General features: G+C 65.9%; 26 protein-coding genes and 1 tRNA gene. 18 read left to right on the top strand and 9 right to left on the bottom strand.

Annotated elements, in window-relative coordinates:
* Positions 1–131 precede the first annotated feature (131 nt).
* Together clpA and AO684_RS05370 are read left to right on the top strand one after the other, a co-directional pair.
* Positions 132–2,453: an ATP-dependent Clp protease ATP-binding subunit ClpA gene (clpA, locus tag AO684_RS05375; protein ID WP_054301717.1), complete on the top strand. Its 2,322-nt coding sequence runs from the start codon at positions 132–134 to the stop codon at positions 2,451–2,453.
* Entirely contained in the window at positions 2,450–3,397 is a 948-nt protein-coding gene (locus AO684_RS05370; RefSeq protein WP_054301716.1) for a M23 family metallopeptidase, read from the top strand. The genes clpA and AO684_RS05370 overlap by 4 nt, the downstream gene beginning before the upstream one ends.
* Here AO684_RS05370 and AO684_RS05365 read toward each other — a convergent pair.
* A complete protein-coding gene (locus AO684_RS05365) occupies positions 3,374–4,369 on the bottom strand; it encodes a DUF2125 domain-containing protein (RefSeq protein ID WP_054301715.1) in 996 nt (331 codons plus the stop codon). The genes AO684_RS05370 and AO684_RS05365 overlap by 24 nt on opposite strands.
* Before the next feature lie 61 nt (positions 4,370–4,430).
* Here AO684_RS05365 and AO684_RS05360 point away from each other — a divergent pair, with 61 nt between their 5' ends.
* Positions 4,431–4,952: a gamma-glutamylcyclotransferase gene (locus tag AO684_RS05360; RefSeq protein ID WP_054301714.1), complete on the top strand. Its 522-nt coding sequence runs from the start codon at positions 4,431–4,433 to the stop codon at positions 4,950–4,952.
* A 38-nt stretch (positions 4,953–4,990) separates the two neighbouring features.
* On the opposite strand, the gene AO684_RS05355 is transcribed toward AO684_RS05360, so the two are convergent.
* Positions 4,991–5,066, bottom strand: a tRNA-Thr gene (locus AO684_RS05355).
* A 238-nt stretch (positions 5,067–5,304) separates the two neighbouring features.
* Here AO684_RS05355 and AO684_RS05350 point away from each other — a divergent pair.
* The 11 genes from AO684_RS05350 to AO684_RS05300 all read left to right on the top strand — a co-directional run bounded on the left by AO684_RS05350 (position 5,305) and on the right by AO684_RS05300 (position 13,774).
* Positions 5,305–6,147, top strand: coding sequence for an urease accessory protein UreD (locus tag AO684_RS05350; RefSeq protein WP_054301713.1), 843 nt, complete (start codon positions 5,305–5,307; stop codon positions 6,145–6,147).
* A complete protein-coding gene (locus AO684_RS05345; protein ID WP_054301712.1) occupies positions 6,144–6,446 on the top strand; it encodes an urease subunit gamma in 303 nt (100 codons plus the stop codon). Before AO684_RS05350 ends, AO684_RS05345 begins: the two co-directional genes overlap by 4 nt.
* Before the next feature lie 23 nt (positions 6,447–6,469).
* Complete coding sequence (locus tag AO684_RS05340; RefSeq protein WP_054301711.1) at positions 6,470–7,048, top strand: HupE/UreJ family protein; 579 nt, start codon at positions 6,470–6,472, stop codon at positions 7,046–7,048.
* 4 nt (positions 7,049–7,052) lie between these two features.
* Entirely contained in the window at positions 7,053–7,358 is a 306-nt protein-coding gene (locus AO684_RS05335; RefSeq protein WP_054301710.1) for an urease subunit beta, read from the top strand.
* Complete coding sequence (gene ureC / locus AO684_RS05330) at positions 7,359–9,065, top strand: urease subunit alpha (RefSeq protein ID WP_054301709.1); 1,707 nt, start codon at positions 7,359–7,361, stop codon at positions 9,063–9,065.
* A gap of 60 nt (positions 9,066–9,125) precedes the next feature.
* Positions 9,126–9,650, top strand: coding sequence for an urease accessory protein UreE (gene ureE, locus AO684_RS05325; protein WP_054301708.1), 525 nt, complete (start codon positions 9,126–9,128; stop codon positions 9,648–9,650).
* Positions 9,643–10,284, top strand: coding sequence for an urease accessory UreF family protein (locus tag AO684_RS05320; protein ID WP_152968359.1), 642 nt, complete (start codon positions 9,643–9,645; stop codon positions 10,282–10,284). Before ureE ends, AO684_RS05320 begins: the two co-directional genes overlap by 8 nt.
* Positions 10,281–10,901: an urease accessory protein UreG gene (gene ureG / locus AO684_RS05315; protein ID WP_054301706.1), complete on the top strand. Its 621-nt coding sequence runs from the start codon at positions 10,281–10,283 to the stop codon at positions 10,899–10,901. The genes AO684_RS05320 and ureG overlap by 4 nt, the downstream gene beginning before the upstream one ends.
* A gap of 105 nt (positions 10,902–11,006) precedes the next feature.
* Positions 11,007–11,795 carry a 5'/3'-nucleotidase SurE gene (surE, locus tag AO684_RS05310; RefSeq protein ID WP_054301705.1) on the top strand — a complete coding sequence of 263 codons (789 nt, stop codon included), beginning with the start codon at positions 11,007–11,009 and terminating at the stop codon, positions 11,793–11,795.
* On the top strand, positions 11,792–12,457 hold the full coding sequence (locus tag AO684_RS05305; RefSeq protein ID WP_054301704.1) for a protein-L-isoaspartate(D-aspartate) O-methyltransferase: 666 nt from the start codon (positions 11,792–11,794) through the stop codon (positions 12,455–12,457). Before surE ends, AO684_RS05305 begins: the two co-directional genes overlap by 4 nt.
* A 69-nt stretch (positions 12,458–12,526) precedes the next feature.
* Positions 12,527–13,774 carry a M23 family metallopeptidase gene (locus tag AO684_RS05300; RefSeq protein ID WP_054301703.1) on the top strand — a complete coding sequence of 416 codons (1,248 nt, stop codon included), beginning with the start codon at positions 12,527–12,529 and terminating at the stop codon, positions 13,772–13,774.
* Between the two features lie 189 nt (positions 13,775–13,963).
* Here the strand turns inward: AO684_RS05300 and AO684_RS05295 are convergent, their stop codons facing one another.
* From AO684_RS05295 to tatA, 4 genes are read right to left on the bottom strand one after another with little or no spacing between them, the layout of a single operon-like run.
* Positions 13,964–14,803, bottom strand: coding sequence for an ATP-binding protein (locus tag AO684_RS05295; RefSeq protein ID WP_054301702.1), 840 nt, complete (start codon positions 14,801–14,803; stop codon positions 13,964–13,966).
* Entirely contained in the window at positions 14,800–15,663 is an 864-nt protein-coding gene (gene tatC, locus AO684_RS05290; protein ID WP_054301701.1) for a twin-arginine translocase subunit TatC, read from the bottom strand. The genes AO684_RS05295 and tatC overlap by 4 nt, the downstream gene beginning before the upstream one ends.
* The gene (gene tatB / locus AO684_RS21210) at positions 15,660–16,151 is read right to left on the bottom strand and encodes a Sec-independent protein translocase protein TatB (protein WP_082400747.1); all 492 of its coding nucleotides are present in this window, start codon (positions 16,149–16,151) and stop codon (positions 15,660–15,662) included. Before tatB ends, tatC begins: the two co-directional genes overlap by 4 nt.
* 39 nt (positions 16,152–16,190) lie before the next feature.
* Positions 16,191–16,412, bottom strand: a complete 222-nt coding sequence (tatA, locus tag AO684_RS05280; protein WP_054301700.1) for a twin-arginine translocase TatA/TatE family subunit — start codon at positions 16,410–16,412, stop codon at positions 16,191–16,193.
* 156 nt (positions 16,413–16,568) lie between these two features.
* Between tatA and AO684_RS05275 the strand changes: the two genes are divergently transcribed.
* Together AO684_RS05275 and AO684_RS05270 are read left to right on the top strand one after the other, a co-directional pair.
* Positions 16,569–16,895 (top strand): antibiotic biosynthesis monooxygenase, encoded by a 327-nt coding sequence (locus tag AO684_RS05275; protein ID WP_054301699.1) that lies wholly within the window; start codon positions 16,569–16,571, stop codon positions 16,893–16,895.
* 33 nt (positions 16,896–16,928) lie between these two features.
* The gene (locus AO684_RS05270; RefSeq protein WP_082400745.1) at positions 16,929–17,654 is read left to right on the top strand and encodes a YafY family protein; all 726 of its coding nucleotides are present in this window, start codon (positions 16,929–16,931) and stop codon (positions 17,652–17,654) included.
* Here the strand turns inward: AO684_RS05270 and AO684_RS05265 are convergent.
* Positions 17,602–18,693: an ABC transporter ATP-binding protein gene (locus AO684_RS05265; RefSeq protein ID WP_054301698.1), complete on the bottom strand. Its 1,092-nt coding sequence runs from the start codon at positions 18,691–18,693 to the stop codon at positions 17,602–17,604. The genes AO684_RS05270 and AO684_RS05265 overlap by 53 nt on opposite strands.
* A 117-nt stretch (positions 18,694–18,810) precedes the next feature.
* Positions 18,811–19,590, bottom strand: coding sequence for an SDR family oxidoreductase (locus AO684_RS05260; RefSeq protein WP_054301697.1), 780 nt, complete (start codon positions 19,588–19,590; stop codon positions 18,811–18,813).
* Between the two features lie 184 nt (positions 19,591–19,774).
* Here AO684_RS05260 and AO684_RS05255 point away from each other — a divergent pair, with 184 nt between their 5' ends.
* Positions 19,775–20,779 (top strand): Hint domain-containing protein, encoded by a 1,005-nt coding sequence (locus tag AO684_RS05255; RefSeq protein WP_235451215.1) that lies wholly within the window; start codon positions 19,775–19,777, stop codon positions 20,777–20,779.
* Between the two features lie 77 nt (positions 20,780–20,856).
* Complete coding sequence (locus AO684_RS05250) at positions 20,857–21,282, top strand: hypothetical protein (RefSeq protein WP_145693525.1); 426 nt, start codon at positions 20,857–20,859, stop codon at positions 21,280–21,282.
* Positions 21,283–21,297: 15 nt separating this feature from the next.
* Here the strand turns inward: AO684_RS05250 and AO684_RS05245 are convergent, their stop codons facing one another.
* Positions 21,298–22,656 carry an esterase-like activity of phytase family protein gene (locus AO684_RS05245; protein WP_054301695.1) on the bottom strand — a complete coding sequence of 453 codons (1,359 nt, stop codon included), beginning with the start codon at positions 22,654–22,656 and terminating at the stop codon, positions 21,298–21,300.
* Positions 22,657–22,822: the final 166 nt, after the last annotated feature.

Genomic DNA, 22,822 nt, shown 5'->3' with positions numbered 1-22,822 from the left:
CCTCCGGGGAAACGGACGTTTTTGTCAAATAGCACTTGAAGCCTCGCGCAGAAAACCGAACTTTAATCTTATGAGGCCACGGTCGGACCGGGTGTCGCACCCTCCGGCCCGCAGGACAGGAGCACCGAACAGTGCCATCATTCTCGACCACACTCGAACAGGCCATTCATGCCGCCCTGGCGATCGCCAATGCGCGCCGTCACGAGCTGGCCACGCTGGAACACCTGCTGCTCGCCCTGATCGACGAGCCCGAGGCCGCCCGCGTGATGAAAGCCTGTTCCGTCGATCTGGACGACCTGCGCAAGACGCTGACCGATTTCATCGACGATGACCTTTCGACGCTCGTGACCTCGGTCGAAGGGTCCGAGGCGGTGCCGACCGCCGCCTTCCAGCGCGTGATCCAGCGCGCCGCGATCCATGTGCAAAGTTCGGGCCGCAGCGAGGTGACGGGGGCCAATGTTCTGGTCGCCATCTTCGCCGAACGGGAATCGAATGCCGCCTATTTCCTGCAAGAGCAGGATATGACCCGCTATGACGCGGTGAATTTCATCGCGCATGGCGTGGCAAAAGACCCGAGCTATGGCGAAAGCCGCCCGGTCAGCGGATCGGAAGAGCATCAGCACGAAACGCCCAAGGGCGAGGCGGGCGAGGCGAAGGAATCCGCCCTGTCCAAATACTGCGTTGATCTGAACGTGAAGGCGCGGATGGGGGATGTGGACCCGCTGATCGGCCGCGAGGGCGAGGTGGAACGCTGCATCCAGGTGCTGTGCCGTCGCCGCAAGAACAACCCGCTGCTGGTGGGCGACCCCGGCGTCGGCAAGACCGCGATTGCCGAAGGTCTGGCCAAGAAGATCGTCGATGGCGAAACGCCCGAGATCCTCGCCCATGCCACGATCTACAGCCTCGACATGGGCGCTCTGCTGGCCGGCACCCGCTATCGCGGCGATTTCGAGGAGCGGCTGAAGGCCGTGGTGAAAGAGATGGAGGATCACCCCGACGCGATCCTGTTCATCGACGAGATCCACACCGTCATCGGCGCCGGTGCCACCTCGGGCGGCGCGATGGATGCCTCCAACCTGCTGAAGCCCGCGCTTCAGGGCGGGAAGCTGCGCTGCATGGGAAGCACCACCTACAAGGAGTTCCGCCAGCATTTCGAAAAGGACCGCGCGCTGTCCCGCCGGTTCCAGAAGATCGACGTGAACGAACCTTCGGTGCCCGATGCCATCAAGATCCTGCAAGGGCTGAAGCCGCATTTCGAACAGCACCACGACCTGCGCTATACCAACGAAGCGATCAAGTCGGCGGTGGAACTGGCGGCGCGCTATATCAATGACCGCAAGCTGCCCGACAGTGCCATCGACGTGATCGACGAGGCGGGCGCGGCGCAGCATCTGGTGGCCGCCAACAAGCGGCGCAAGACCATCGGCATCCGGGAAATCGAGGCCGTGGTGGCCAAGATTGCCCGCATCCCGCCGAAAACCGTCTCGAAGGACGATGCAGAAGTGCTGCGCGATCTGGAAAAGACGCTCAAGCGCGTGGTCTTTGGTCAGGACAAGGCCATCGAGGCGCTGTCTGCCTCGATCAAACTGGCCCGCGCCGGTCTGCGCGAACCCGAAAAGCCCATCGGCAACTACCTGTTCGCAGGCCCCACCGGCGTCGGCAAGACCGAGGTGGCCAAACAGCTTGCCAGCACGCTGGGCGTGGAACTGCTGCGCTTCGACATGTCAGAATACATGGAGAAACATGCGGTTTCCCGTCTGATCGGCGCCCCGCCCGGCTATGTCGGCTTCGATCAGGGCGGCATGCTGACCGATGGTGTGGACCAGCATCCGCATTGCGTACTGCTGCTCGACGAGATCGAGAAAGCCCACCCGGATGTCTACAACATCCTGCTGCAGGTGATGGACCACGGCAAGCTGACCGATCACAACGGGCGGCAGGTCGATTTCCGCAATGTCATCCTGATCATGACGACCAACGCGGGTGCCTCGGACATGCAGCGCGCTGCCATCGGCTTTGGCCGCGACAAGCGGCAGGGTGAGGATACAGCGGCAATCGAGCGGACCTTCACGCCGGAGTTCCGCAACCGTCTGGACGCCGTGATCGCCTTCGCCCCGCTGACGAAAGAGACCATCATGCAGGTGGTCGAGAAATTCGTGCTGCAACTGGAAGCACAGCTCATGGATCGCAACGTCCATATCGAGCTTTCGGATGAAGCCGCGCGCTGGCTGGGCGACAAGGGCTATGACGACAAGATGGGCGCGCGTCCGCTGGGCCGGGTGATCCAGGAGCACCTGAAGAAACCGCTGGCGGAGGAGTTGCTGTTCGGCCGGTTGCAGAAGGGCGGCGTCGTCCGGGTGAAGGTGAAGGACGACAGGATCGACCTCATCATCGAAGAGCCTGGCAAGCCGCAGCTGACCGGGCAGAAACCCCCGCTGCTGACGGCGGAATGAAGGCCGCGCTTGTGGCGCTGCTGCTGGCCCCCGCTTCGGCGGGGGCTTTCGAACTTGTGCAGCCCATTGACTGCACCCTGGGTGAAACCTGTTTCATCCAGCAATATACTGATCGTGCCCCTGGCCCCGGCGCACGGGATTTTACTTGCGGCTCCCTCACCTATGACGGGCACAAGGGCACCGATTTCGCCCTGCCCGACGATGCCGCGATGCAGGCAGGTGTCACCGTGCGCGCCGCTGCCGCCGGTATGGTGAAGGGCGTGCGCGATGGCATGCCGGATATCCGCGCAAATGATCCCGCGGCCCCTCCGCTCGAAGGACGCGACTGCGGCAACGGGCTGGTGATCGACCATGGCGACGGCTGGGAGACGCAGTATTGCCACATGCGTCAGGGTTCCGTCCGCGTGCGCAGTGGTGACCGCGTGGCGGAAGGCGACATGCTCGGGCTGGTCGGCCTGTCGGGCAATACCGAATTTCCGCATCTGCATCTGTCGGTGCGCCATGCAGGCGCCGTCATCGACCCATTCGCCACGTCGGATCTGAGCACCTGTGGCGCCACGCAGGCCGATCTTTGGCGCGACGACATCGCCTATCAGCCCGGAGGCTTTGTCGCGGCGGGCTTTGCCACAGCGATACCCGATTACGCGATGATCAACGCGGGCACCGTGACCTCGCCCGATGTGCAGGCTCCTGCTCTGGTGTTCTGGGCCAATCTTTTTGGCACGCGGGCAGGCGACAGGCTGCATCTGGTGCTGACCGGACCCGAGGGCGAAATCGCGGCGCAGGATGTGGCGCTTGACCGCACGCAGGCCCGCGCGATGCGCGCCATTGGCCGCAAATTGCGCGGGGCAGGCTGGCCCGCCGGGAACTATGACGGGATCGCCAGCCTGCAGCGCGACGGGCGACAGATCGCCCGCATCTCAGCCCGGCTGACCTTGCCCTAGCATCGGCGCAGGTCCCAGCGGCAGCGGGCCAAGCATCATCCGCCCCGATTGCATGGCCAGCGGCAGGCTCAGCCGGTTGGCATCGCCTCCCTGATCGGCCAGGCTCGACAGCATGGACCGCAGCGCGACCCGGAACCGCTCGGGCACCAGTCCCGCCGCCTCCGCCGCCGCCAGCCCGGTTTGCCAGTTGTCCACCGTCACAGTGATCAGCCCCTCGGCCTGTCCTTGCGGATCGGCGACCAGTTCGCCCGCGGCTTTGGCACTGACCGGCCCCCAGACCAGATTGGCCTCGGTCAGATTGACCTTGCGCACCACGGGCGGCGCCGGATTGCGCAGCAGGATCGGCGCGGCAAGCTGCACATCAGCCAGCAGATCCACCCGCGCAATCTGCCCCGGCAGATCAGTCCCGGTTAACGCCGAGGTCACCGCCTGATCCGGCACGATTTCCAGCCCGCGCAGCGCCAGTTGCACCTGATCGCCCTCGCCCGCGATGACAGAAAGGTTAGCTGATCCCAGGGCCATCGCCCAACCGGCATCCGACCGCAGGCTGATGCCCTCGGTCACTGCATCCAGCCGGTCCAGCGGCAGATCGCCGGACGGTTTCATGAACAGGGAGGCCCGCATCCGCGTTGAGCCGATGGTGACCTTCTGCCCGGGCAGAGTGAGCACCTGATCCTCGGGCAGCGCCGCAATCAGCTTCCACGGGCTGTAGCTGAGCGAATAGACCTGCGCAAACGGTGCCTGCCAGCCGATGCCGCGCACGGGGTCGAACAGATCCGGTTCTGTGACGGTCAGGTCAAACCGGCTGGGAAAGCCCGCAATCGACACGCCCTTTTGCTGCACCTGCCAGCCCCGCGCCTGCATCTGCGCCAGTGCCGCTTCGGCCCCGCGCTCTGCCGCACGCGCGCCGACGAACCAGTAGCCGCCATACAGCAGCCCCGCCGCAAGAACGATCCAGATCAACACCCGCATGGCCGCCCCTTTCCCTTGCCTGTCCCTCCGTCTACACCAGACTGCGGAAGGAGAGCCAGAGATGTGGGTATTCGGTTACGGTTCGTTGATCTGGCACCCGGGTTTTCCCGTGGCCGAGCAGCGCATTGCACGCGCTGAGGGCTGGCATCGCAGCTTCTGCATGAGGTCGATCCATCATCGCGGTACCGAAGACGAGCCGGGGCTGGTTCTCGCGCTTGACCGGGCCGAGGGCGCCGCCTGCACCGGTGTCGCCTTCCGCGTGGCGGCGGGCGCGGAAGCCGAGACGCTGGCCGCGCTGCGCGAACGCGAGCTGATTTCCTCGGCCTATCTGGAAACCCATGTGCCGGTTGAAAGCGGAGCCGACCGTTTCGACTGCCTCGCCTATGTGATCGACCCCGACCACGTGCAGTACTGCGGCGGGCTGGCGCTGGAAGAGCAGGCCCGCATCATCGCTCATGCCCATGGCGGCCGCGGCCCCAACCGCGAATACCTGTGGAACACCGCAAGCCACCTCGCCGATCTCGGCATCGCCGACCCTGATCTGGAATGGCTGTCCCGACGGGTACGCGAGCTGACCGCGTAACGGCACAGGCCCGACAGTCCGGTATGGATGCAAGGAAATGGTGCCCCCAGACGGACTCGAACCGCCGACCGTCAGTTTACAAAACTGCTGCTCTACCAGCTGAGCTATAGGGGCCTTGCACCGGCATTTAGCAATTCGGCCCGGGCTGCGCAATGGCGGACTGGGCAGCTTAATACTGCTTAATAAATGATCACTTCGCCCGGACAGCGGGCAATTGCCGCCCCTTGCCGCAAAGCCGTTCACCTCCATGCCCCCACCCCGTTGCCCTCGCCTGCTCGCGGGCAAACGATGAGACGTCGGGCTGCACAGTCAACCGGTAGCCGACAGGGGCATGGGGAGGGTACCGGGCAGGATGGCCGATGGGGGTTTTCAGAAAATCCGCATGCAGCGGAGCCAAGGCGAGGCTGCGCTGTCCGTCGCATGCCGGGACGGGCATCCGCGACTCGGGCTCTTGCGGCAGCGTGGCTCGGCCAAGATCATGCTGCCCCATGTTGCGGGTCCGGTCCCCGAGGCTGTTTTTCTGAACACATCCGGCGGACTGACGGGCGGTGACCGCCTTGGCTTCGATCTGAAACTGGGCGCCGGGGTATCGCTCTGCGCCACCACGCAAACGGCCGAGCGTGCCTATGCCAGCGGTGGCACAGCAGCCACAGTCCGAATCTGCGCCCGACTGGACAGCGATGCTGAACTGGCCTGGCTGCCGCAAGAGACAATCCTGTTCGAACACAGCATGTTGCAACGAGAAACTACAGTGCATCTGACGGGAAGCGCCCGACTTCTTCTGGCGGAGTCGGTCATTCTGGGGCGGCACGCCATGGGCGAGGCTCCGCTTCATGCGCAACTGACAGATCGCCGCCGCATTCTCCGCGATGGTCGTCCGGTCTGGGCCGAAACAACGCGGATCGACAGCCGGGTTCTGGCCGAAGCCGCTACGCCCGCCTTGCTGGGCGATGCGCGCGCCTTCGCCGTGCTGGCGCTGATTGCGCCGGGGGCAGAGGCTGCCCTGCCCCGCCTGCGCGCCGAATTGTGCGAACCGGGTGTCGAGGCCGCCGCTTCCGGCTGGAACGGCCGTTGCATCGCGCGTCTCAGGGCGCGCGACGGCTGGCCACTGAAACGACAGCTCGCAAGGGCAATCCGCGCACTTCGCCCCGGCCCGCTGCCGCGGGTCTGGCAGATGAATGGAGATATCGCATGAACCTGACCCCGCGCGAACGCGAAAAGCTGCTGGTCAGCCTTGCCGCCATGGTCGCGCGCAACCGGCTGGCGCGCGGCGTGAAGCTCAACCATCCCGAAGCCATCGCCCTGATCACCGATTTCGTGGTCGAGGGCGCCCGTGACGGGCGCAGCGTCGCTGATCTGATGGAGGCGGGCGCCCATGTCATCACCGCAGAGCAATGCATGATGGGCGTGCCCGAAATGATCCATTCCGTGCAGGTCGAGGCCACCTTCCCCGACGGCACGAAGCTCGTCACCGTCCATCACCCGATCCGCTGATCTGCTACCCTGAGAGGCCGCCCATGAACCGCATTCTTCTGTCCGCAAGCCTGTTCCCGCTGTTCCTGCCCGGCATGGCGCTGGCGCATCCCGGCCATATCGGCGGTGACGTCTTCGCCGCCGGGATCGGGCATCCACTGGGAGGGGCCGATCACGTTCTGGCGATGGTTGCCGTCGGCCTTTGGGCGGCACTGATGGGCGGGCGGGCCATGCTGACGCTGCCACTGGCCTTCGTCACGGCCATGCTTGTCGGCGGCCTCGCCGGGGCGGCTGGCCTGCCGCTGCCAGGGGTGGAGCCGATGATCCTTGCCTCCATCGTTGCGCTGGGTGCCGCCGCAGCACTGGCACTGCGCCCAGCCCTCGCGCATGCAATGGCGGCGGTGGCATTGTTCGGCCTGTTCCACGGCCATGCCCATGGCGCGGAAGGCCCCGCAGCTGGACTGGCGCTTTATGCGGCGGGCTTCGCGCTGGCGACCATCGCGCTGCATCTGGCCGGGGTCGGGCTGGGCCTCGGGTTGATCCGGCTGTCCCGGGCAGCGGTGGTGCGCGGCCTCGGCGGCGTGACGGCCATGGCGGGCCTCGCGCTTGCCATCGCGGGGTAAGCCCATGATCCCCGGAGAGATTTTTCCAGCCGACGGCAGCATCATCCTGAACGAGGGCGCCGAAAGCCTGACCCTGATGGTCGCCAATACCGGCGACCGGCCCGTGCAGGTCGGCAGCCATTACCATTTCGCGGAAACCAACGCCGGCCTCAGCTTCGACCGGGCGGCAGCGCGCGGCATGCGGCTGGACATCGCGGCGGGCACTGCGGTGCGATTTGAACCGGGGCAAAGCCGCGAGGTTCGGCTGGTGCCCTTTGGCGGTACGCGCCGGGTGTACGGCTTCAACCAGAAGGTCATGGGGGATCTGTGAATGGCCGTGAAAATCTCGCGCCCCGCCTATGCGGCGATGTACGGCCCGACGACGGGCGACCGGCTGCGTCTTGGCGACACCGACCTGGTGATCGAGGTCGAGCGTGATCTGACGATCTATGGCGAGGAGGTGAAGTTCGGCGGCGGCAAGGTCATCCGTGACGGTATGGGACAAGGCCAGATGACACGGGCAGAGGGCACACCGGACACGGTGATTACCAATGCGCTGATCGTCGATCATACCGGCATTTACAAGGCCGACATCGGCCTGCGGGGCGGGTTGATCGCGGCCATCGGCAAGGCGGGCAACCCCGACACGCAACCCGGCGTCACCATCCCCATCGGTCCGGCGACCGACATCATCGCGGGCGAAGGCCGCATCGTCACCGCTGGCGGGATGGATGCGCATATCCACTTCATCTGCCCGCAACAGGCCGAGGACGCGCTGCATTCCGGCGTGACCACCATGCTGGGCGGCGGGACCGGCCCCTCGCATGGCACGCTGGCCACCACCTGCACCCCTGGCCCCTGGCATATCGGGCGGATGTTGCAGGCGCTGGATGCCATCCCGATGAATTTCGGGATCGCGGCCAAGGGCAATGCCTCGCTTCCCGCAGCGCTGGTCGAGATGGTGGAGGCCGGAGCCTGCGCCATGAAGCTGCATGAGGACTGGGGCACCACCCCCGCCGCAATCGACTGCTGCCTCTCGGTGGCCGATGACATGGACGTGCAGGTGATGATCCACACCGACACGCTGAACGAAAGCGGGTTTGTGGAAAACACGCTGGCCGCCATCAAGGGCCGCACCATCCACGCGTTCCACACCGAGGGCGCGGGCGGCGGCCATGCGCCCGACATCATGAAGGTGGTCAGCAGCCAGAATGTGCTGCCCTCGTCGACGAACCCGACGATGCCCTACACCGTCAACACGGTAGAAGAGCATCTGGACATGCTGATGGTCTGCCACCACCTCGACCGTTCGATCCCCGAGGATGTGGCCTTCGCCGAAAGCCGCATCCGCAAGGAGACCATCGCCGCCGAGGACATTCTGCATGACATGGGGGCGTTTTCCATCCTGTCGTCGGACAGTCAGGCCATGGGACGGGTGGGCGAGGTCATCACCCGCACCTGGCAGACCGCGCACAAGATGAAGCTGCAACGGGGGCGGCTGGCCGAGGAGACCGGCGCGAATGACAACTTCCGTGTGCGCCGCTATATCGCCAAATACACCATCAACCCGGCGCTGGCGCATGGCCTGTCGCGCCATATCGGCAGCGTCGAGGTTGGCAAGCGCGCCGATCTGGTGCTGTGGTCGCCTGCCTTCTTTGGCGCCAAACCCGACATGGTGCTGATGGGCGGCATGATCGTTCTGGCGCAGATGGGCGATCCCAACGGCTCGATCCCCGTGCAGCCGATGTATTCGCGGCCCATGTTCGGCGCCCTTGGCCGCGCCCGCTATGAAAGCTGTGCCACCTTCCTGTCGCAGGCGGCCATCGCCAACGGGGTCGGTGCGCAGCTTGGCCTTCAGAAACAGCTGCACGGCGTGGAGGGCACGCGCAAGGTGACGAAATCCGATCTGGTTCTGAACGCGGCGACGCCCCTGATTGAGGTGAACCCGGAAACCTATGAGGTGCGGGCGGATGGTGAATTGCTGACCTGCCAGCCAGCGGAAAGCCTTCCGCTTGCGCAGCGATACTTCCTGTTCTGATCCGTGATCCGGCATCGGCGCCCCCTCCCCCTCACTCAGACAACAAAAGGTTGAAAGACCATGAATATCCCCGTGGCTCAGGGCATTCTTCGCAGCGGCCAGTGGCTGAAGGCCGACAGCCGCGTCGTGCTGGGCTATGACGCACGGTTTCTGCGACGCAAGCGGCTGGTGGCGGAGGATGGCGGCGCCTTCCTCGTCGATCTGGCCGAAACCACGAGCCTCGATCAGGGTGATGCATTCCAGCTTTCCGACGGGCGGCTGATCGTCGTCATCGCAGCTGCGGAGGAGATCATTGAGGTGCGGGGCGATCTGCCGCGTCTGGCCTGGCATATCGGCAACCGCCATACGCCCTGCCAGATCAGCGCCACCCATCTGGCGATCCGCCGCGATCATGTGCTGGAGAAGATGCTCGCCGGGCTGGGGGCGGAGCTGACGCCCTCGACCGCGCCGTTCCGTCCCGAAGGCGGGGCCTATGGCCACGGCCGCACGATGGGGCATGATCATGGGGGGCACGACCACGGCGACCACGATCATGGCCCCTTCGGCCATCACCATGGCGACGGCAAGTTCCATGTCCATGGCTGAGGCGACCGACCGGCTGTATCTGGTGCAATGGCTGTCGCCCGCCTTTCCGATCGGCGCTTTTGCCTATTCGCAGGGGCTGGAATGGGCGATTGCCGAGGGCGGGCTGACCAGCATCGAGACGCTGCGCCCCTGGGTGCGGGCGGTGCTGCATCATGGCAGCGGGCGGGTCGATGGCATCCTGCTGGCGCGGGCCCGCACGGGCGACGACCCGCAGATGCTGGCCGATCTGGCGCTGGCCTTCGCCACCGCAGCCGAACGCGAGACCGAGATGCTGGAACAGGGCGCCGCCTTCGCCCGCGCCCATCGGGCGATGACCGGCATCGTCTTGCCCGAGGGCCTGCCCTATGCGGTGGCAGTGGGGCTGGCGACCCGCCCCCTTCGCGTGACAACGGCGGAGGTTCTGACGCTCTGGCTGCATGGCCTTGCGGCGCAGCTTGTGTCGGCCGCCGTGCGGTTTGTGCCCTTGGGGCAAGGCGCGGGGCAGCGGCTGCTGCATGATCTGGCCCCCGGCCTGACCGCACTGGCAACAGACCTTGCCGAGTCCCCGCTGGACGATATTTCCGGCTTCACCCCCGGCGCCGATCTGGCGGCAATGCGGCACGAAACCATGGACATCAGGATTTTCAGAACATGACCAGCATGAACGGCCCGCTGCGGGTAGGGATCGGCGGCCCGGTGGGCGCAGGCAAGACAACGCTGACGGAAAAGCTTTGCGCCGCGCTGGCCGGCCGCTGCTCCATGGCCGTCATCACCAATGACATCTACACGCGCGAGGATGCCGAATACCTGATGCGCGCGCAGGTGTTGCCAGCGGATCGCATCCGGGGCGTCGAAACCGGCGGCTGCCCCCATACCGCGATCCGCGAGGATGCCTCGATCAACCTCGCCGCCGTGGCGGATCTGCGCCGCAATTTCCCCGACCTCGATCTGATCCTCATCGAATCCGGTGGCGACAATCTGGCCGCGACCTTCAGCCCTGAACTTGCGGATCTGACGATCTATGTCATCGACACCGCCGCCGGGCAGGACATTCCGCGCAAACGCGGGCCGGGGGTCACGCGCTCGGACCTGCTGGTGGTGAACAAGACCGACCTAGCGCCGCATGTCGGGGTGGATCGCATTCTGCTGGAGGAAGACACCGCCCGCGCCCGTGGCCCCCGGCCCTATGTGATGGCCGAGCTGCGCCATGGTCGCGGCGTCACCGATGTCGTGCGCTTCCTGCAAGAGGAAGGCGGTCTCGCACTGGCCTAAGCGGCGGGCGTGGCCCGCATGCGGCACCCGCTGCGAAATCCCGTCCCGGCGCTTGCCGCATGCGGCGGGCTCGTCTAATCAGGATGCCAACGAAAGGCTTTCCGAATGCGCATCCTGATTACGAACGACGACGGTATCAACGCCCCCGGACTTGAGGTGCTTGCCGCCATCGCCGCCGAAATCGCGGGGCCTGAGGGCGAAGTCTGGACCGTGGCACCCGCCTTCGAACAATCCGGCGTAGGCCATTGCATCAGCTATACCCATCCCATGCTGATCGCCAAGCTTGGCCCGCGCCGTTACGCCACCGAGGGCAGCCCTGCCGATTGCGTTCTGGCCGCGCTTTATGATGTGTTGCAGGGGGCTGCCCCCGATCTGGTGCTGTCGGGCGTGAACCGGGGCAACAATGCCGCCGAGAACACGCTTTACTCCGGCACCATCGGCGGCGCGATGGAGGCGGCGCTGCAAGGCATCCCCGCCATTGCACTGTCGCAGTTCATGGGGCCGCAGACCGCCGAACTGGATGACCCGTTTCAGGCCGCACGCCAGCACGGTGCGGCAGTGGTGCGCCGTATCCTCGACACCGGGCTCTGGCAGCCCGAGGCCGATTACCGCCTGTTCTACAACGTGAATTTCCCGCCCGTCGGGGGCGCCGCCGTGAAAGGCATCCGCGCCGCCGCTCAGGGGTTCCGCCGCGATACCAGCTTTTCCGCTGATCCGCATATCTCGCCCTCCGGCAAGAAATTCCTCTGGATCAAGGGCGGCCCCCAACATCGCCCCACCGCGCCGGGCACCGATGCCGCCGTCAATCTGGACGGTTATATCTCGGTCACACCGATGCGGGCCGATCTGACCGCCCATGATGTTCTGGCCGATCTGGCGGCAGGTCTCGCATGACCACAGGGACGCCGGATCACGAGGACGACCCGGCCGAACGCAAGATGCGCTTTCTCTTTGCCCTGCGCTCACGTGGCGTCACCGATGCCCGCGTTCTGACCGCGATGGAGCGGATAGACCGTGGCCTTTTCGTCAAAGGTCTGTTCGCCGACCGCGCTTACGAGGACATGCCGCTGCCCATCTCCTGCGGGCAGACCATTTCGCAACCCTCGGTCGTCGGGCTGATGACCCAGGCGCTGGGGGTCCAGCCGCGCGATGTGGTACTGGAAATCGGCACCGGCTCCGGCTATCAGGCCGCGATCCTCAGCCAGCTGGCGCGCCGGGTCTATACAATCGACCGCCACCGCCGCCTTGTGCGTGAATCCTCGGAACTGTTTCGCCAGCTCAGCCTGACCAACATCACCGCCGTGGCGCGGGATGGCAGCTTTGGCTGGCCCGAACAGGCCCCGTTCGACCGCATCCTTGTCACGGCCGCTGCCGAAGACCCGCCCGGCCCGCTCCTCGCACAGCTGAAACCCGGCGGCGTCATGGTGCTGCCGGTCGGTCAATCCGATGCGGTGCAGAGCCTGATCAAGGTTACACGCCTGCCCAACGGTTTCGATTACGAAGAGTTGCGGCCGGTTCGTTTCGTTCCTCTGGTCGAAGGGCTTGCGTCCGAATAGTCTGGCGCGCACTATATGAAGCGTAACGCAACGCGACCCGGATCAACCGGGCAGGAACGAGGCAGAGCTATGCGATCGACCTTTCTTACCTTGCCCCCGCTCCGCGCCCTCGGCCTTGGCGGCAGCCTTCTGCTCGTCGCGGCCTGCGGCAATGGCGGCGGCAAACCCTTCGACTGGGATTTCCGGCCCGGTGGTGTCTCTACCGCCGATGCCGCCCGTGCCGCCACCGCTGCAAGGCCCAGCCCTGACGCGCGCGGTATAATCTCTTATCCAGGCTATCAGGTGGCCGTTGCCCGGCGCAACGATACCGTGGCCAGCGTCGCCGCCCGCGTCGGCATCGACCCCGGCGAACTGGCGCGCTACAATGCCGTCAACCCGAACGACCCCGTGCGCGAGGGCGAAATCCTTGCCCTGCCGCGCCGCGTCGCGGAAGGTGCTGCGCCGGTCGCACCGGCCACCGGCGCCATTGTCGGTGCTCCGATCAAGTCAGGCTCCATCGACGTGGCCCCTCTGGCCAGCGCCGCCATCGACCGCGCCGCGCCGAAACCTGCCGCCGCGCCGCAGGGCTGGCAGAAAGGCGCCGATTCCGCTGCTGCGGCGCCCGGCGTCGAACCTGCCCGCCATCAGGTGAAGCGTGGCGAAACCGCCTTCATCATCGCGCGGGCCTACAACGTCTCTGCCAAGGCGCTGGCCGACTGGAACGGGCTGGATGCCAACATGACGGTGCGCGAGGGGCAGTATCTGCTGATCCCGGTCGCCGCCACCCCGGCCCCGGCCACCCGTGCGCCGGAACCTGTCACCCAGCCCGGTGCCGGTTCGCCGACGCCAGTGCCGCCCTCGGCCGCCAAGCCGCTGCCCGCCAAGGACGAGCCGCCCGTCGCCACCAAGAAGCCTGACGGCAGTGCGGCCCCCGCCCCGGCGCAGAAACCCGCCGCCGATCTCGGCGCGAACCGCAGCAGCGCCTCGGCTTCGAAGCTGGCGATGCCGGTCAGCGGTCAGGTCATCCGCCCCTATGCCAAGGGCAAGAACGAAGGCATCGACATCGGTGCCAGCGCGGGCACCGGCGTGGTCTCGGCTGCTGACGGGACCGTGGCCGCCATCACCAAGAACACCGATGGCGTGCCGATCCTCGTGATCCGCCATGCCAACAACCTGCTGACGGTCTATGGCGGCATCGACGCGGTGGCAGTGGCCAAGGGCGCCTCGGTCAAGCGTGGCCAGCAAATCGCCAAAGTCCGCGCCGGAAGCCCGTCCTTCCTGCATTTCGAGGTGCGCAAAGGCTTCGACTCCGTCGATCCCATGTCCTACCTCCAATAAGCATCCTACCTGCAATAAACGCAAAGGGCGGGTGCCGCACAGCACCCGCCCTTTATCTTGGCCCCAATATTCCCGCCGAAGGCTCCGCCGCCCGCCGTCCCGCATCAGGCCGGGCCACCTTCCGCGCCAGCCGGGGTGACGGGGGCTCGATGCCCCCGGCGCGCCGTCCCTTGGTTCAGGACGCCGGTTTCAGGATACGCGCACGCCGTGACGCGCCGCCAGATCGGTGAAGAACTGCCAGGCCACCCGGCCCGAGCGGGCGCCGCGCGTGGCCTGCCATTCGATCGCCTCGGCCCGCAGCACCTCGGGCGCCACCTGCACGCCATAAGCCGCGCAATAGCCGTCGATCATCGCCAGATAATCGTCCTGCGAACACGGGTGGAAGCCCAGCCACAGCCCGAAACGGTCGGAGAGCGACACCTTCTCCTCCACTGCCTCGCTCGGGCTGATCGCGGTCGAACGTTCGTTCTCGATCATGTCGCGTGGCATCAGATGGCGGCGGTTCGATGTGGCGTAAAGGATCACATTCTCCGGCCGCCCCTCGATCCCGCCATCCAGCACCGCCTTCAGGCTCTTGTAATGCTGGTCATCATGGCTGAACGACAGGTCGTCGCAGAACAGCACGAACCGCGCATCGGAGGCGCGGAGGAGGTTCAGCAGACGCCCGACCGAAGGCAGATCCTCGCGCGCCAGTTCGACCAGCTTCAGGTCTTGCCCCTCGGCCCGCACGGCGGCATGGATTGCCTTCACCAGGCTGGATTTCCCCATCCCCCGCGCGCCCCACAGAAGCGCGTTGTTCGCAGGCAGACCCTGCGCAAAATGCCGGGTGTTCGCCAGCAGCGTGTCACGCGCCCGGTTGACCCCGATCAGCAGATCCAGATCCACCCGCGCCACTTTCGTCACCGGCTCCAGCCGGTCGGGGCCGGTGTGCCAGATGAAGGCCGGGGCAGCGCCGATATCCGGCGCGGGTTGCGGTGGCGGCGCCAGACGCTCCAGCGCCTCGGCGATACGCAGCAAAGGGTCGGTCACTTGTAATCCTCGCCTTCGGGGTCGTCGTCTTCTTCCTCGACCCAGGTGCCATCGGCACGGGCTTGCGCCTCACGTTCGCGTTCGAACCGCGCGATAAGGAAGATCGAGATTTCATACAGCGGATAGATCGCCGCAAAGAGGATGATCTGGCTGAACATATCCGGCGGCGTCACCACAGCGGCCACGGCAAGGATGCCGACCACCGCGTATTTCCGCATGGCTTTCAGCCCCTTGGAGGAGATAAGCCCCGCCCGCCCCATCAGCGTCAGCAGCACGGGCAGCTGGAAGCACAGACCGAAGGCCATGACGAAGGTCATGGTCAGCGCCAGATAACTTTCCATCGAGCCCTGGAAAACCACCCCCGCCGGAGGCGCTGTCAGGTCGCCGCCCCCCAGATCGCTGGCGAACTGGTCCTGAAAGCCCAGGAAGAAGCCAAAAGCGAAAGGCAGGATGATGAAATAGGCGAAGGCCGCGCCGATCAGGAACATCGCGGGCGAGGCCACGAGGAACGGCAGGAAGGCCTTTTTCTCGGATCGATACAGCCCCGGCGCCACGAAGCGCCACAGCTGATAGGCGATGATCGGGAAGGCCAGCGCAAAGCCACCCCACATGGCGATGCGGATGGCGACGAAGAAGCCCTCCTGCATCTTCACGAGGATCAGCTGGCATTCCTGCCCGCGCTCGGCCAGCACGACGCACATCGGGCGGGCCAGAAAGGCGAAGATCGGCTTCCACAACAGATAGCCGATGATGAAGCAGACGGCGAAAGCCCCGATCGCATAAAGGATACGGGTCCGCAGTTCCTTCAGATGTTCGATCAGCGGCGCCGCGCTGTCGTCGATGTGGTCGTTCGCACTCATGCGTCAGGGGCCTTTTCGGCGGGGGTCTCGCCGTCTTTCAACGCGCGAAGCCTGTCACCGGTCTCGTTCAGGATGGCACGGCGCGCGGCCTGCTTTTCTGCCAGCGCCTGCGTTTCTGTGCCGGTTGCCGGCGGCGTGGGCGCGGGTGCGTCGGCGGGCGCGGCCGCATCCGGGTCGGGCTGCGCCCTGGCGGGGCCTGCGGTCGGCTTCAGCGGGTCCCATTTCTCGAATCTGTCAGCCGCCTGCTTCACCGCATCAAGGCCCAGCGACTTGGCGCTGGTGGCCTTTTTCAGATCATCCGCCGCCTCTTTCACGCCTGCCTCGCGCGCGGCATCTTCCATCGCGCCCTGAAACTCGCGCGCCATGCGCCGCAGCTTGCCGGTGAACCGGCCAAGCTGCTGGAACATCATGGGCAGATCCTTCGGCCCGATGACGATCAGCGCCACGACGCCGATCACCAGAAGCTCGGTCCATCCGATATCGAACATCGCTTTCCCCCGTCAGAACCCGCCTGCCTGTTGCGCGGCTCAGACCTTGTCCTTGTCGGCCGGGGTCACGTCTTTCGCGCTGTCGGCCTTCACGGTGTCATCGGCGGCGTTCTCGATCTCGCTCGCGCCGTCCTTCACGCCCTTCTTGAAGGCCGTGATGCCCTTGCCGACCTCGCCCATCAGCGAGCTGACCTTGCCGCGGCCGAACAGAACCAGCACCACGACGGCGATAAGCAGCAGTTGCCAGGGTCCCATCTGCATGTCGAATTCCTCCAATGGGAAGTGTCTTTGGCCACAGGCTTACCCAAGCCGTCGCCCGGCGTAAGCCCCGAATCCGCTGCGATGCGGCGGATTGCTGACAGCTATATGTCAGTTGCCCTCTGCGAGAAAGCACCATCGCAACAACAGGAGATTCCCATGCGACAGACCCTATCCACCCCGGTTGCCATCGCCGAAATCGTGCAATTTCATCTGGTTGAAGGCACCGAATCCGCGCAGTTTCTTGCGGCGGCAAAGGGGACCGCAGCGCTGGTGAAAGCGCAGCCCGGATTCCTCGCCCGGCATCTGATGCAGGGCGAAGATGGCAGTTGGACGGACCTCGTGCTCTGGGCCGACCTCACGGCGGCCCGGACCGCCGCCACAGCCGTGGTGAAAGACCCGGCCTTCGCCCCGTTCATGGCCCTGATCGACGGCGCCAGCGTGCGGATGCGCCATGACCGGGTGATCTGGTCTCTGGCGGATTGACGCCGGGGCGCCAAGCCGTCAGCCTGTGCCATCATGCGCCGCACCGACCGCCTTTTCGAACTTATCCAGATCCTGCGCGACGGGCGGCTGCACCGCGCCTCGGAAATGGCAGAGCGGCTTGAGGTTTCAGTTCGCACGATCTGGCGCGACATGGCCACGCTGATGGCTTCGGGCCTGCCGGTGGAGGGCGAGCGCGGGGTGGGATACATCCTGCGCGCGCCGATCACCCTGCCACCGATGATCCTGACCCCGCCCGAGATGGAGGCGCTGCGGCTCGGGGTGCGGCTGGTGGCGGAAGGTGCCGATCCGGGGCTGGCGCGCGCGGCACGCGGGCTGGCGGCGAAAATCGCCGCCGTGGTCCCTGCCCCGGCGACGCCCGAGCCCGACGATCTGTTCGTCTATTCCGCCGATGAAACCCAGCGCGCCGCGCCGCATCTGCCGGTCCTGCGGCAGGCGATCCGCGCGCGGCAGCGGCTGGCCATCACCTATATCGACCCGCGCGGCGCCGAGACGCACCGCGACATCCGCCCGCTGCAACTGGAATTCTGGGGCCGGGTCTGGACGCTGGCCGCCTTCTGCGAGGCGCGCGCCGATTTCCGCAGCTTCCGCGTAGACCGGATCGTCGCCATCACCGAAACGGGCGAAACCTATCCCGACGAGCCGGGGCGAAGGCTGGAGGATTACCGCGCCCGCATCGCCGCCGAACTTACGCCCGCCGATGCGCCGGAAACACGAAACAGCGATCCCGCCGGATCATAAGCCACAACGCCGTGCCCGGTTTCGGCAGAAACACCCCCGGCACGGCAGCGGTCAGGGTCGAGCCGTCGTAATCCATCACGAATTCCACAAGGCTCTCGCGTCCCATGAACCGGGCGCGCTGCACCGTGCCGCGTGCGGGCGTGCCATCCATCGGCGTCGGGTTTGGCCCGCGCCCGGCACGATCAAAGTCAATCTTCAGATGCTGCGGCCGTATGACGATTTCCACCTCGCCGCCATCGGTATGGCCGGGGGTCAGGAACTCGCCAAACGGGGTCAGGGTCAGCGCCCCGCGCGATACGCCCCGGATCACATTGACATCACTGAAGAAAGCCGCCGCCGCCCGATCCGCAGGCCGGGTGTAGACGTTGTAGGGCGATCCCTGCTGCACAATCCGGCCATCCCGCATCAGCGCAATCTCGTCAGCCATGCGCATCGCCTCATCAGGTTCATGCGTGACCAGCAGGACCGCCGCGCCCTCTTCCTTCAGCACCGCCAGCGTGGTGTCGCGGATACCGTCGCGCAGCCGGTTGTCGAGGCCGGAAAACGGCTCGTCCATCAGCATCAGCCGCGGGCGCGGCGCCAGCGCACGGGCCAGTGCGACGCGCTGCTGTTCCCCACCTGAAAGCTGGTGCGGATGCTTGTCGCCATAGCCCGAGAGGTTCACCTTCTCCAGCAGTTCGTCCACCCGACGCGCCTGAGCAGCACGGTCGCCCTTCAACCCGAAGGCCACGTTGCGTGCCACTGTCAGATGCGGGAACAGCGCGAAATCCTGAAACATCAGCCCGATGCCCCGCCCTTCCGGCGGCACGCGGGTCACCGTGTCGCAGACCAGACGCCCATCCAGATGAATGGTGCCGCTGTCCTGCATCTCGACCCCGGCGATGATGCGCAGCGTCGTGGATTTGCCGCAGCCCGAAGGCCCGAGAAGGCAAGTGACCTGCCCCGGCATCACGGTCAGCGACACATCGTCCACCACCCGGCGGGCGCCGAAACGTTTCACGATGTCCCGGATTTCGAGACGGGGAGGCAGGCTGGTCACGATGGCGTCTTTCAGTCCGGCAGATTTCTCGACTGAAACGATTGGGTTTCCCTCGTCCCTTAGCAACCCAACCCCGCCAAGGCAACCCCGCCGGGGGGTGCCCCGGCGGGGCGCGGCTTACAGTGTCGCGTTGGTGGCGCCGCCGTCCAGCAGGATGTTCTGCCCGACGATGAAGCCGGCATGCTGCGAGGCAAGGAAGGCGCACATCGCGCCGAATTCCTCGCGCGTGCCATAGCGGCGGGCGGGAATCGTCGCCATGCGTTCGGCCCGCGCCTCGTCCCGGCTGATGCCGCGTGTCTGCATCACCCCGCCATCCAGCGCGGTCGCGCGGTCGGTATCGTGGATGCCGGGCAACAGGTTGTTGATGGTCACGCCGAAAGGCGCCACCTGCCGCGAGGTGCCCGCCACATAGCCGGTCAACCCGGCGCGGGCGGAGTTCGACAGGCCAAGCTGGGCAATGGGCGCCTTCACCGATTGCGAGGTGATGTTGATGACCCGCCCCCAGCGGCGTTCGATCATCCCCGGCAACAGGGCCTTCATCAGCGCGATCGGCGCCAGCATATTGGCATCCAGCGCACGGATGAAATCGTCGCGGCTCCAGTCCGACCACAGGCCGGGCGGCGGGCCGCCCGCATTGGTGACGAGGATATCGACATCCTTCGCCGCCGCCAGAACCTCGGCCTGACCGGATTCGGTCGTCACATCGGCGGCAACCGTGGTGACCGGCACGCCAAAGCGCGTGCGGATGTCATCGGCAGTCGCAAGCAACGCCTCGGCCCCGCGTGCGTTCATCACCAGTTCGACCCCGGCGGCAGCCAGCGCCTCGGCACAGCCACGCCCCAGCCCCTTGGACGAGGCGCAGACCAGTGCCCTTTTCCCCTTGATGCCCAGATCCATCGCGCGTTCTCCGTTATAATGCGGCCCGACCGTAGCAAGCGGCCCCCGACTTGCCAAGGCGCACCAATCGGCCCTTACTTCTGCCCGAATGCTGGCACATTTCCGTGACTTGATGCAGAAAACTGCATAGCGGCCGGCCTGCGCCTGCCGTCCCTTTCGCACAGCCCCGGAAAGCCCTTTTGCCATGACCGACCTACCGACCCGCCTTCTGCCCGGACAGGCCTGCATGGTCTTCCCCGCCGATGCGGTCTATGTCGCGCATGGCGTGAACATGGGTGACGGGCTGGGTCTGCCAGACGATGTCTGCGCGGGCGATGTCTACGAACTTGAACCCGGCACCGAGCCGCTGCGCCTGGTGGTGGCGCGTGCCGCAAAGGCGCAGCAGGTGGCGACGGGCTCCGGTCTGGGGCAACCGGGCGATCCGGTGCGGGTCGTCGCGCGCTACACGCTGATGGGCGACGATGCGAACCGGGTCGAACTGTTGCTACTGGCGCTGGAGGGTTCGGGCGACGGGCTGTTCGCGCTGCCGCTGTCACCCATGGCCGCCGGGCTTGGCTATACGCTGGTCAAGGTCGAGGATGCGCCCGAGGAAACGCCGCTGTCCGATCTTCTGTGCGTGAGCTTTGCGCGCGGCACGATGATCACCATGGCGAATGGCTCGCAACGTCCCATCGAGACACTGACCGCCGGGGACCGGGTTCTGACGCGCGACCACGGGCCGCAGCCGGTCCGCTGGGTCGGGAATGCCACCCTGCGGGCCGTCGGGGCCTTCGCGCCGGTCGTCATTACCTCAGGCGCCATGGGCAATGCGGGCGATCTGATAGTCAGCCAGCATCACCGCATGTTCCTGTACCAGCGTCAGCGGACGCCGGGCCTGCCAACTTCGGAACTGCTGGTGCAGGCCAAGCATCTGGTGAACGGCGAAACGATCTTCCTGCGCGAAGGCGCCTTCGTCGATTACTTCAGCCTGGTGTTCGAACGCCACGAGATCATCTATGCCGAAGGCGTGCCCGCCGAAAGTCTGATGGTGACAGAGGCGGTGGTGAACCGCCTGCCGGTCGAGCTGTCGGCCGAAGTGCGGGCGCGATTCCCCGGCCTGAGCCAGAACCAGCATTTCGGGACCGAGGCCGGACGGCAGGAACTGGAGGAGATCGGCCTCGGTCGCCGCGAATCCGCAGGTGGAAAATAGGGAACCTGTCGCAGCCCCAGGGGCTTGACCCTGACGCGCCACAGACGATGCTGGCGCCAGAACCGGAGACCCCGCCGATGCGCCTGCTGCTGCCCGCCGCTCTGCTGATCGCCGCCACCCCGCTGGCCGCGCAGGATCTGCAACCCGTCGATCCGCTGCCCGAAGGGGCACTTGCGATCCTGTCGGAAACCGAAGCGCCGGAATTTGTACTTGGCTGGCAGGGGGATCTGGATGGCGACGGTGATGCCGACCTGCTGGCGCAGGGCGCTTATACGGCGGGCGATGGCGGCAATGCCGCTGTGCTGCGGCAGATGGTGTTGCGGCGGGACGGCGAAAGCTGGACCATCTGGCAGGAGTTCGTGGCGCCGGACGGAATCAAATCCGCCCGGCTGGACACCACCGCCGCAGGCCGCGAACTGGTGCTGACGCTGTTCAGCTACCAGCCGGACGACCCGCATTGCTGCCCGTCCGGCAGTTCGGAGATGCGCCTGCCCCTGAAGTGAGGCAGGCGCGACGGCTCACTTCGCCGAAAGCATCTCGGCTACGTCCAGCAGGATCACTTCGTTATCCGCCGCCGTATCCAGCTTGCGCCCCGACGAGAACGGCAGGTTGTTGTCATTGGCCACCATGATCTGCGTATCGTTCACCCGCATCACATCCTCGATGGTGAAGAAGGGGAAGGTGTGCTTGCCGGTCAGATCGCGCGCAGCCTGGGTTTCCTGACGGTTCACGCCCTCGGGGTCGGCAATGTCCATCAGGTCGATATGGCCGATGCGGCGCACGAAGCCCTCGACATCGACGCTGGCGGTGTCGATCAGCACGACATTCTTCACCAGCGCGGGCAGCGGGAAGCAATCGGGCGCCGGATCACCGGCGCATTTCAGAGACGGATCGCCCTCGCCGTTGTCACGCTCGATCACCAGCGCACGGGTCTCGTCGATGAAGTTGAAATCACCGATCGCGGTTGCGCCTTCCGCCAGACGGAATTTGAAGCCCTGCCCCGTCCACTTTTCCGCTGCCGTGTCAAACGCCATGACGCGCAGGAAGGCGCCTTCGGGTTGCCCCTCGGCTGTCATCACCGGCTTTTCCAGCATGGCCCACAGCAGAGGGGTGCCCGGCTGATGTGCCATGCCCTCATACCCGCCCGAGCGCGGCACGATCCAGTCCTTGCCGACCACCGAGGTGCCGGAATTGGCCGGGTTATCCACCGATTTGATGACCTCTTCACCCTGCATGGTCGGATAGACCGCGAGCACCTTGCCATCGAGCGTGGCGCGGATGAGGAAGGGGCCGAACTCTTCACCGATCCAGACCTCGCCATTGATGATCTGGATGCTTTCAGGGTCAAAATCCGCGCCGGTCAGATAGCGGCTGTCCGAGCCTTCATAGGCGATGCGAAACGGCACCTTGCGGTCGGGGTCGTGCAGGAACACGGTTTCCTTCACCTCGACCTTGCCGCTGGTGAAATCGGGCATGATCCGGCTGAAGAACAGCAGCGCATCGGGGCTGTTCAGCTTGGTGCCGAAGCCGTTGTCGGTCAGCACATAGGTGCTGCCATCCTCAGCCTGCTGCATGGCGAAACCGGAAAAGCCCTGAAGCGGCTGGCCGTTGAACGGCAGGTTCAGCCCGGTCAGGCGCTTGCCATGCATCGCGCCGGTATCACCCGCCACGCTTTCGGCCACATCATTGCGGGCAGCGCCGGTGAACTTGCCCGATACGCGCGCATCCGCAGGGGCATCGGCCGGCGGGTCGATCAGCGTCAGGGCGGGCAGCACGGCCTGCCCTTTGAGCACTGCCGGGAAGGTGGTTTCGGCGAGTGCCGGTGCGGCGATCAGCGTGGCGCAAAGCGCGGTGGCGGACAGAAGGCGCGACAGCATGGGAATCTCCTGCTTGGGTGTTGCTGCGCCGCTTCTGGCCGTGCCGCATTGCAGGAAGATGGCGCACAGACAAAGCTTCGGTGACGGCTGCGTGACGGGCTTTCGCACCAGTGGACGACCGGCCCGCTTTCGGCTAAAGCGCGGCCATGCTGGACAATCGCCCCAC

This window comes from Gemmobacter sp. LW-1 (assembly GCF_001303875.1).
Lineage (GTDB): Bacteria > Pseudomonadota > Alphaproteobacteria > Rhodobacterales > Rhodobacteraceae > Gemmobacter > Gemmobacter caeni.
Note: the sequence above shows the minus strand (reverse complement) of the source record. Positions and strands in the feature narration are given on the sequence as shown.

Bases quoted from the DNA above. Each gene is read 5' to 3' on its own strand.
- AO684_RS05370 (WP_054301716.1), top strand. From the start codon at position 2,450: ATGAAGGCCGCGCTTGTGGCGCTGCTGCTGGCCCCCGCTTCGGCGGGG.
- AO684_RS05365 (WP_054301715.1), bottom strand. From the start codon at position 4,369: ATGCGGGTGTTGATCTGGATCGTTCTTGCGGCGGGGCTGCTGTATGGC.
- AO684_RS05360 (WP_054301714.1), top strand. From the start codon at position 4,431: ATGTGGGTATTCGGTTACGGTTCGTTGATCTGGCACCCGGGTTTTCCC.
- AO684_RS05350 (WP_054301713.1), top strand. From the start codon at position 5,305: ATGGCCGATGGGGGTTTTCAGAAAATCCGCATGCAGCGGAGCCAAGGC.
- AO684_RS05345 (WP_054301712.1), top strand. From the start codon at position 6,144: ATGAACCTGACCCCGCGCGAACGCGAAAAGCTGCTGGTCAGCCTTGCC.
- AO684_RS05340 (WP_054301711.1), top strand. From the start codon at position 6,470: ATGAACCGCATTCTTCTGTCCGCAAGCCTGTTCCCGCTGTTCCTGCCC.
- AO684_RS05335 (WP_054301710.1), top strand. From the start codon at position 7,053: ATGATCCCCGGAGAGATTTTTCCAGCCGACGGCAGCATCATCCTGAAC.
- ureC (WP_054301709.1), top strand. From the start codon at position 7,359: ATGGCCGTGAAAATCTCGCGCCCCGCCTATGCGGCGATGTACGGCCCG.
- ureE (WP_054301708.1), top strand. From the start codon at position 9,126: ATGAATATCCCCGTGGCTCAGGGCATTCTTCGCAGCGGCCAGTGGCTG.
- AO684_RS05320 (WP_152968359.1), top strand. From the start codon at position 9,643: ATGGCTGAGGCGACCGACCGGCTGTATCTGGTGCAATGGCTGTCGCCC.
- ureG (WP_054301706.1), top strand. From the start codon at position 10,281: ATGACCAGCATGAACGGCCCGCTGCGGGTAGGGATCGGCGGCCCGGTG.
- surE (WP_054301705.1), top strand. From the start codon at position 11,007: ATGCGCATCCTGATTACGAACGACGACGGTATCAACGCCCCCGGACTT.
- AO684_RS05305 (WP_054301704.1), top strand. From the start codon at position 11,792: ATGACCACAGGGACGCCGGATCACGAGGACGACCCGGCCGAACGCAAG.
- AO684_RS05300 (WP_054301703.1), top strand. From the start codon at position 12,527: ATGCGATCGACCTTTCTTACCTTGCCCCCGCTCCGCGCCCTCGGCCTT.
- tatC (WP_054301701.1), bottom strand. From the start codon at position 15,663: ATGAGTGCGAACGACCACATCGACGACAGCGCGGCGCCGCTGATCGAA.
- tatB (WP_082400747.1), bottom strand. From the start codon at position 16,151: ATGTTCGATATCGGATGGACCGAGCTTCTGGTGATCGGCGTCGTGGCG.
- tatA (WP_054301700.1), bottom strand. From the start codon at position 16,412: ATGCAGATGGGACCCTGGCAACTGCTGCTTATCGCCGTCGTGGTGCTG.
- AO684_RS05275 (WP_054301699.1), top strand. From the start codon at position 16,569: ATGCGACAGACCCTATCCACCCCGGTTGCCATCGCCGAAATCGTGCAA.
- AO684_RS05270 (WP_082400745.1), top strand. From the start codon at position 16,929: ATGCGCCGCACCGACCGCCTTTTCGAACTTATCCAGATCCTGCGCGAC.
- AO684_RS05260 (WP_054301697.1), bottom strand. From the start codon at position 19,590: ATGGATCTGGGCATCAAGGGGAAAAGGGCACTGGTCTGCGCCTCGTCC.
- AO684_RS05255 (WP_235451215.1), top strand. From the start codon at position 19,775: ATGACCGACCTACCGACCCGCCTTCTGCCCGGACAGGCCTGCATGGTC.
- AO684_RS05250 (WP_145693525.1), top strand. From the start codon at position 20,857: ATGCGCCTGCTGCTGCCCGCCGCTCTGCTGATCGCCGCCACCCCGCTG.
- AO684_RS05245 (WP_054301695.1), bottom strand. From the start codon at position 22,656: ATGCTGTCGCGCCTTCTGTCCGCCACCGCGCTTTGCGCCACGCTGATC.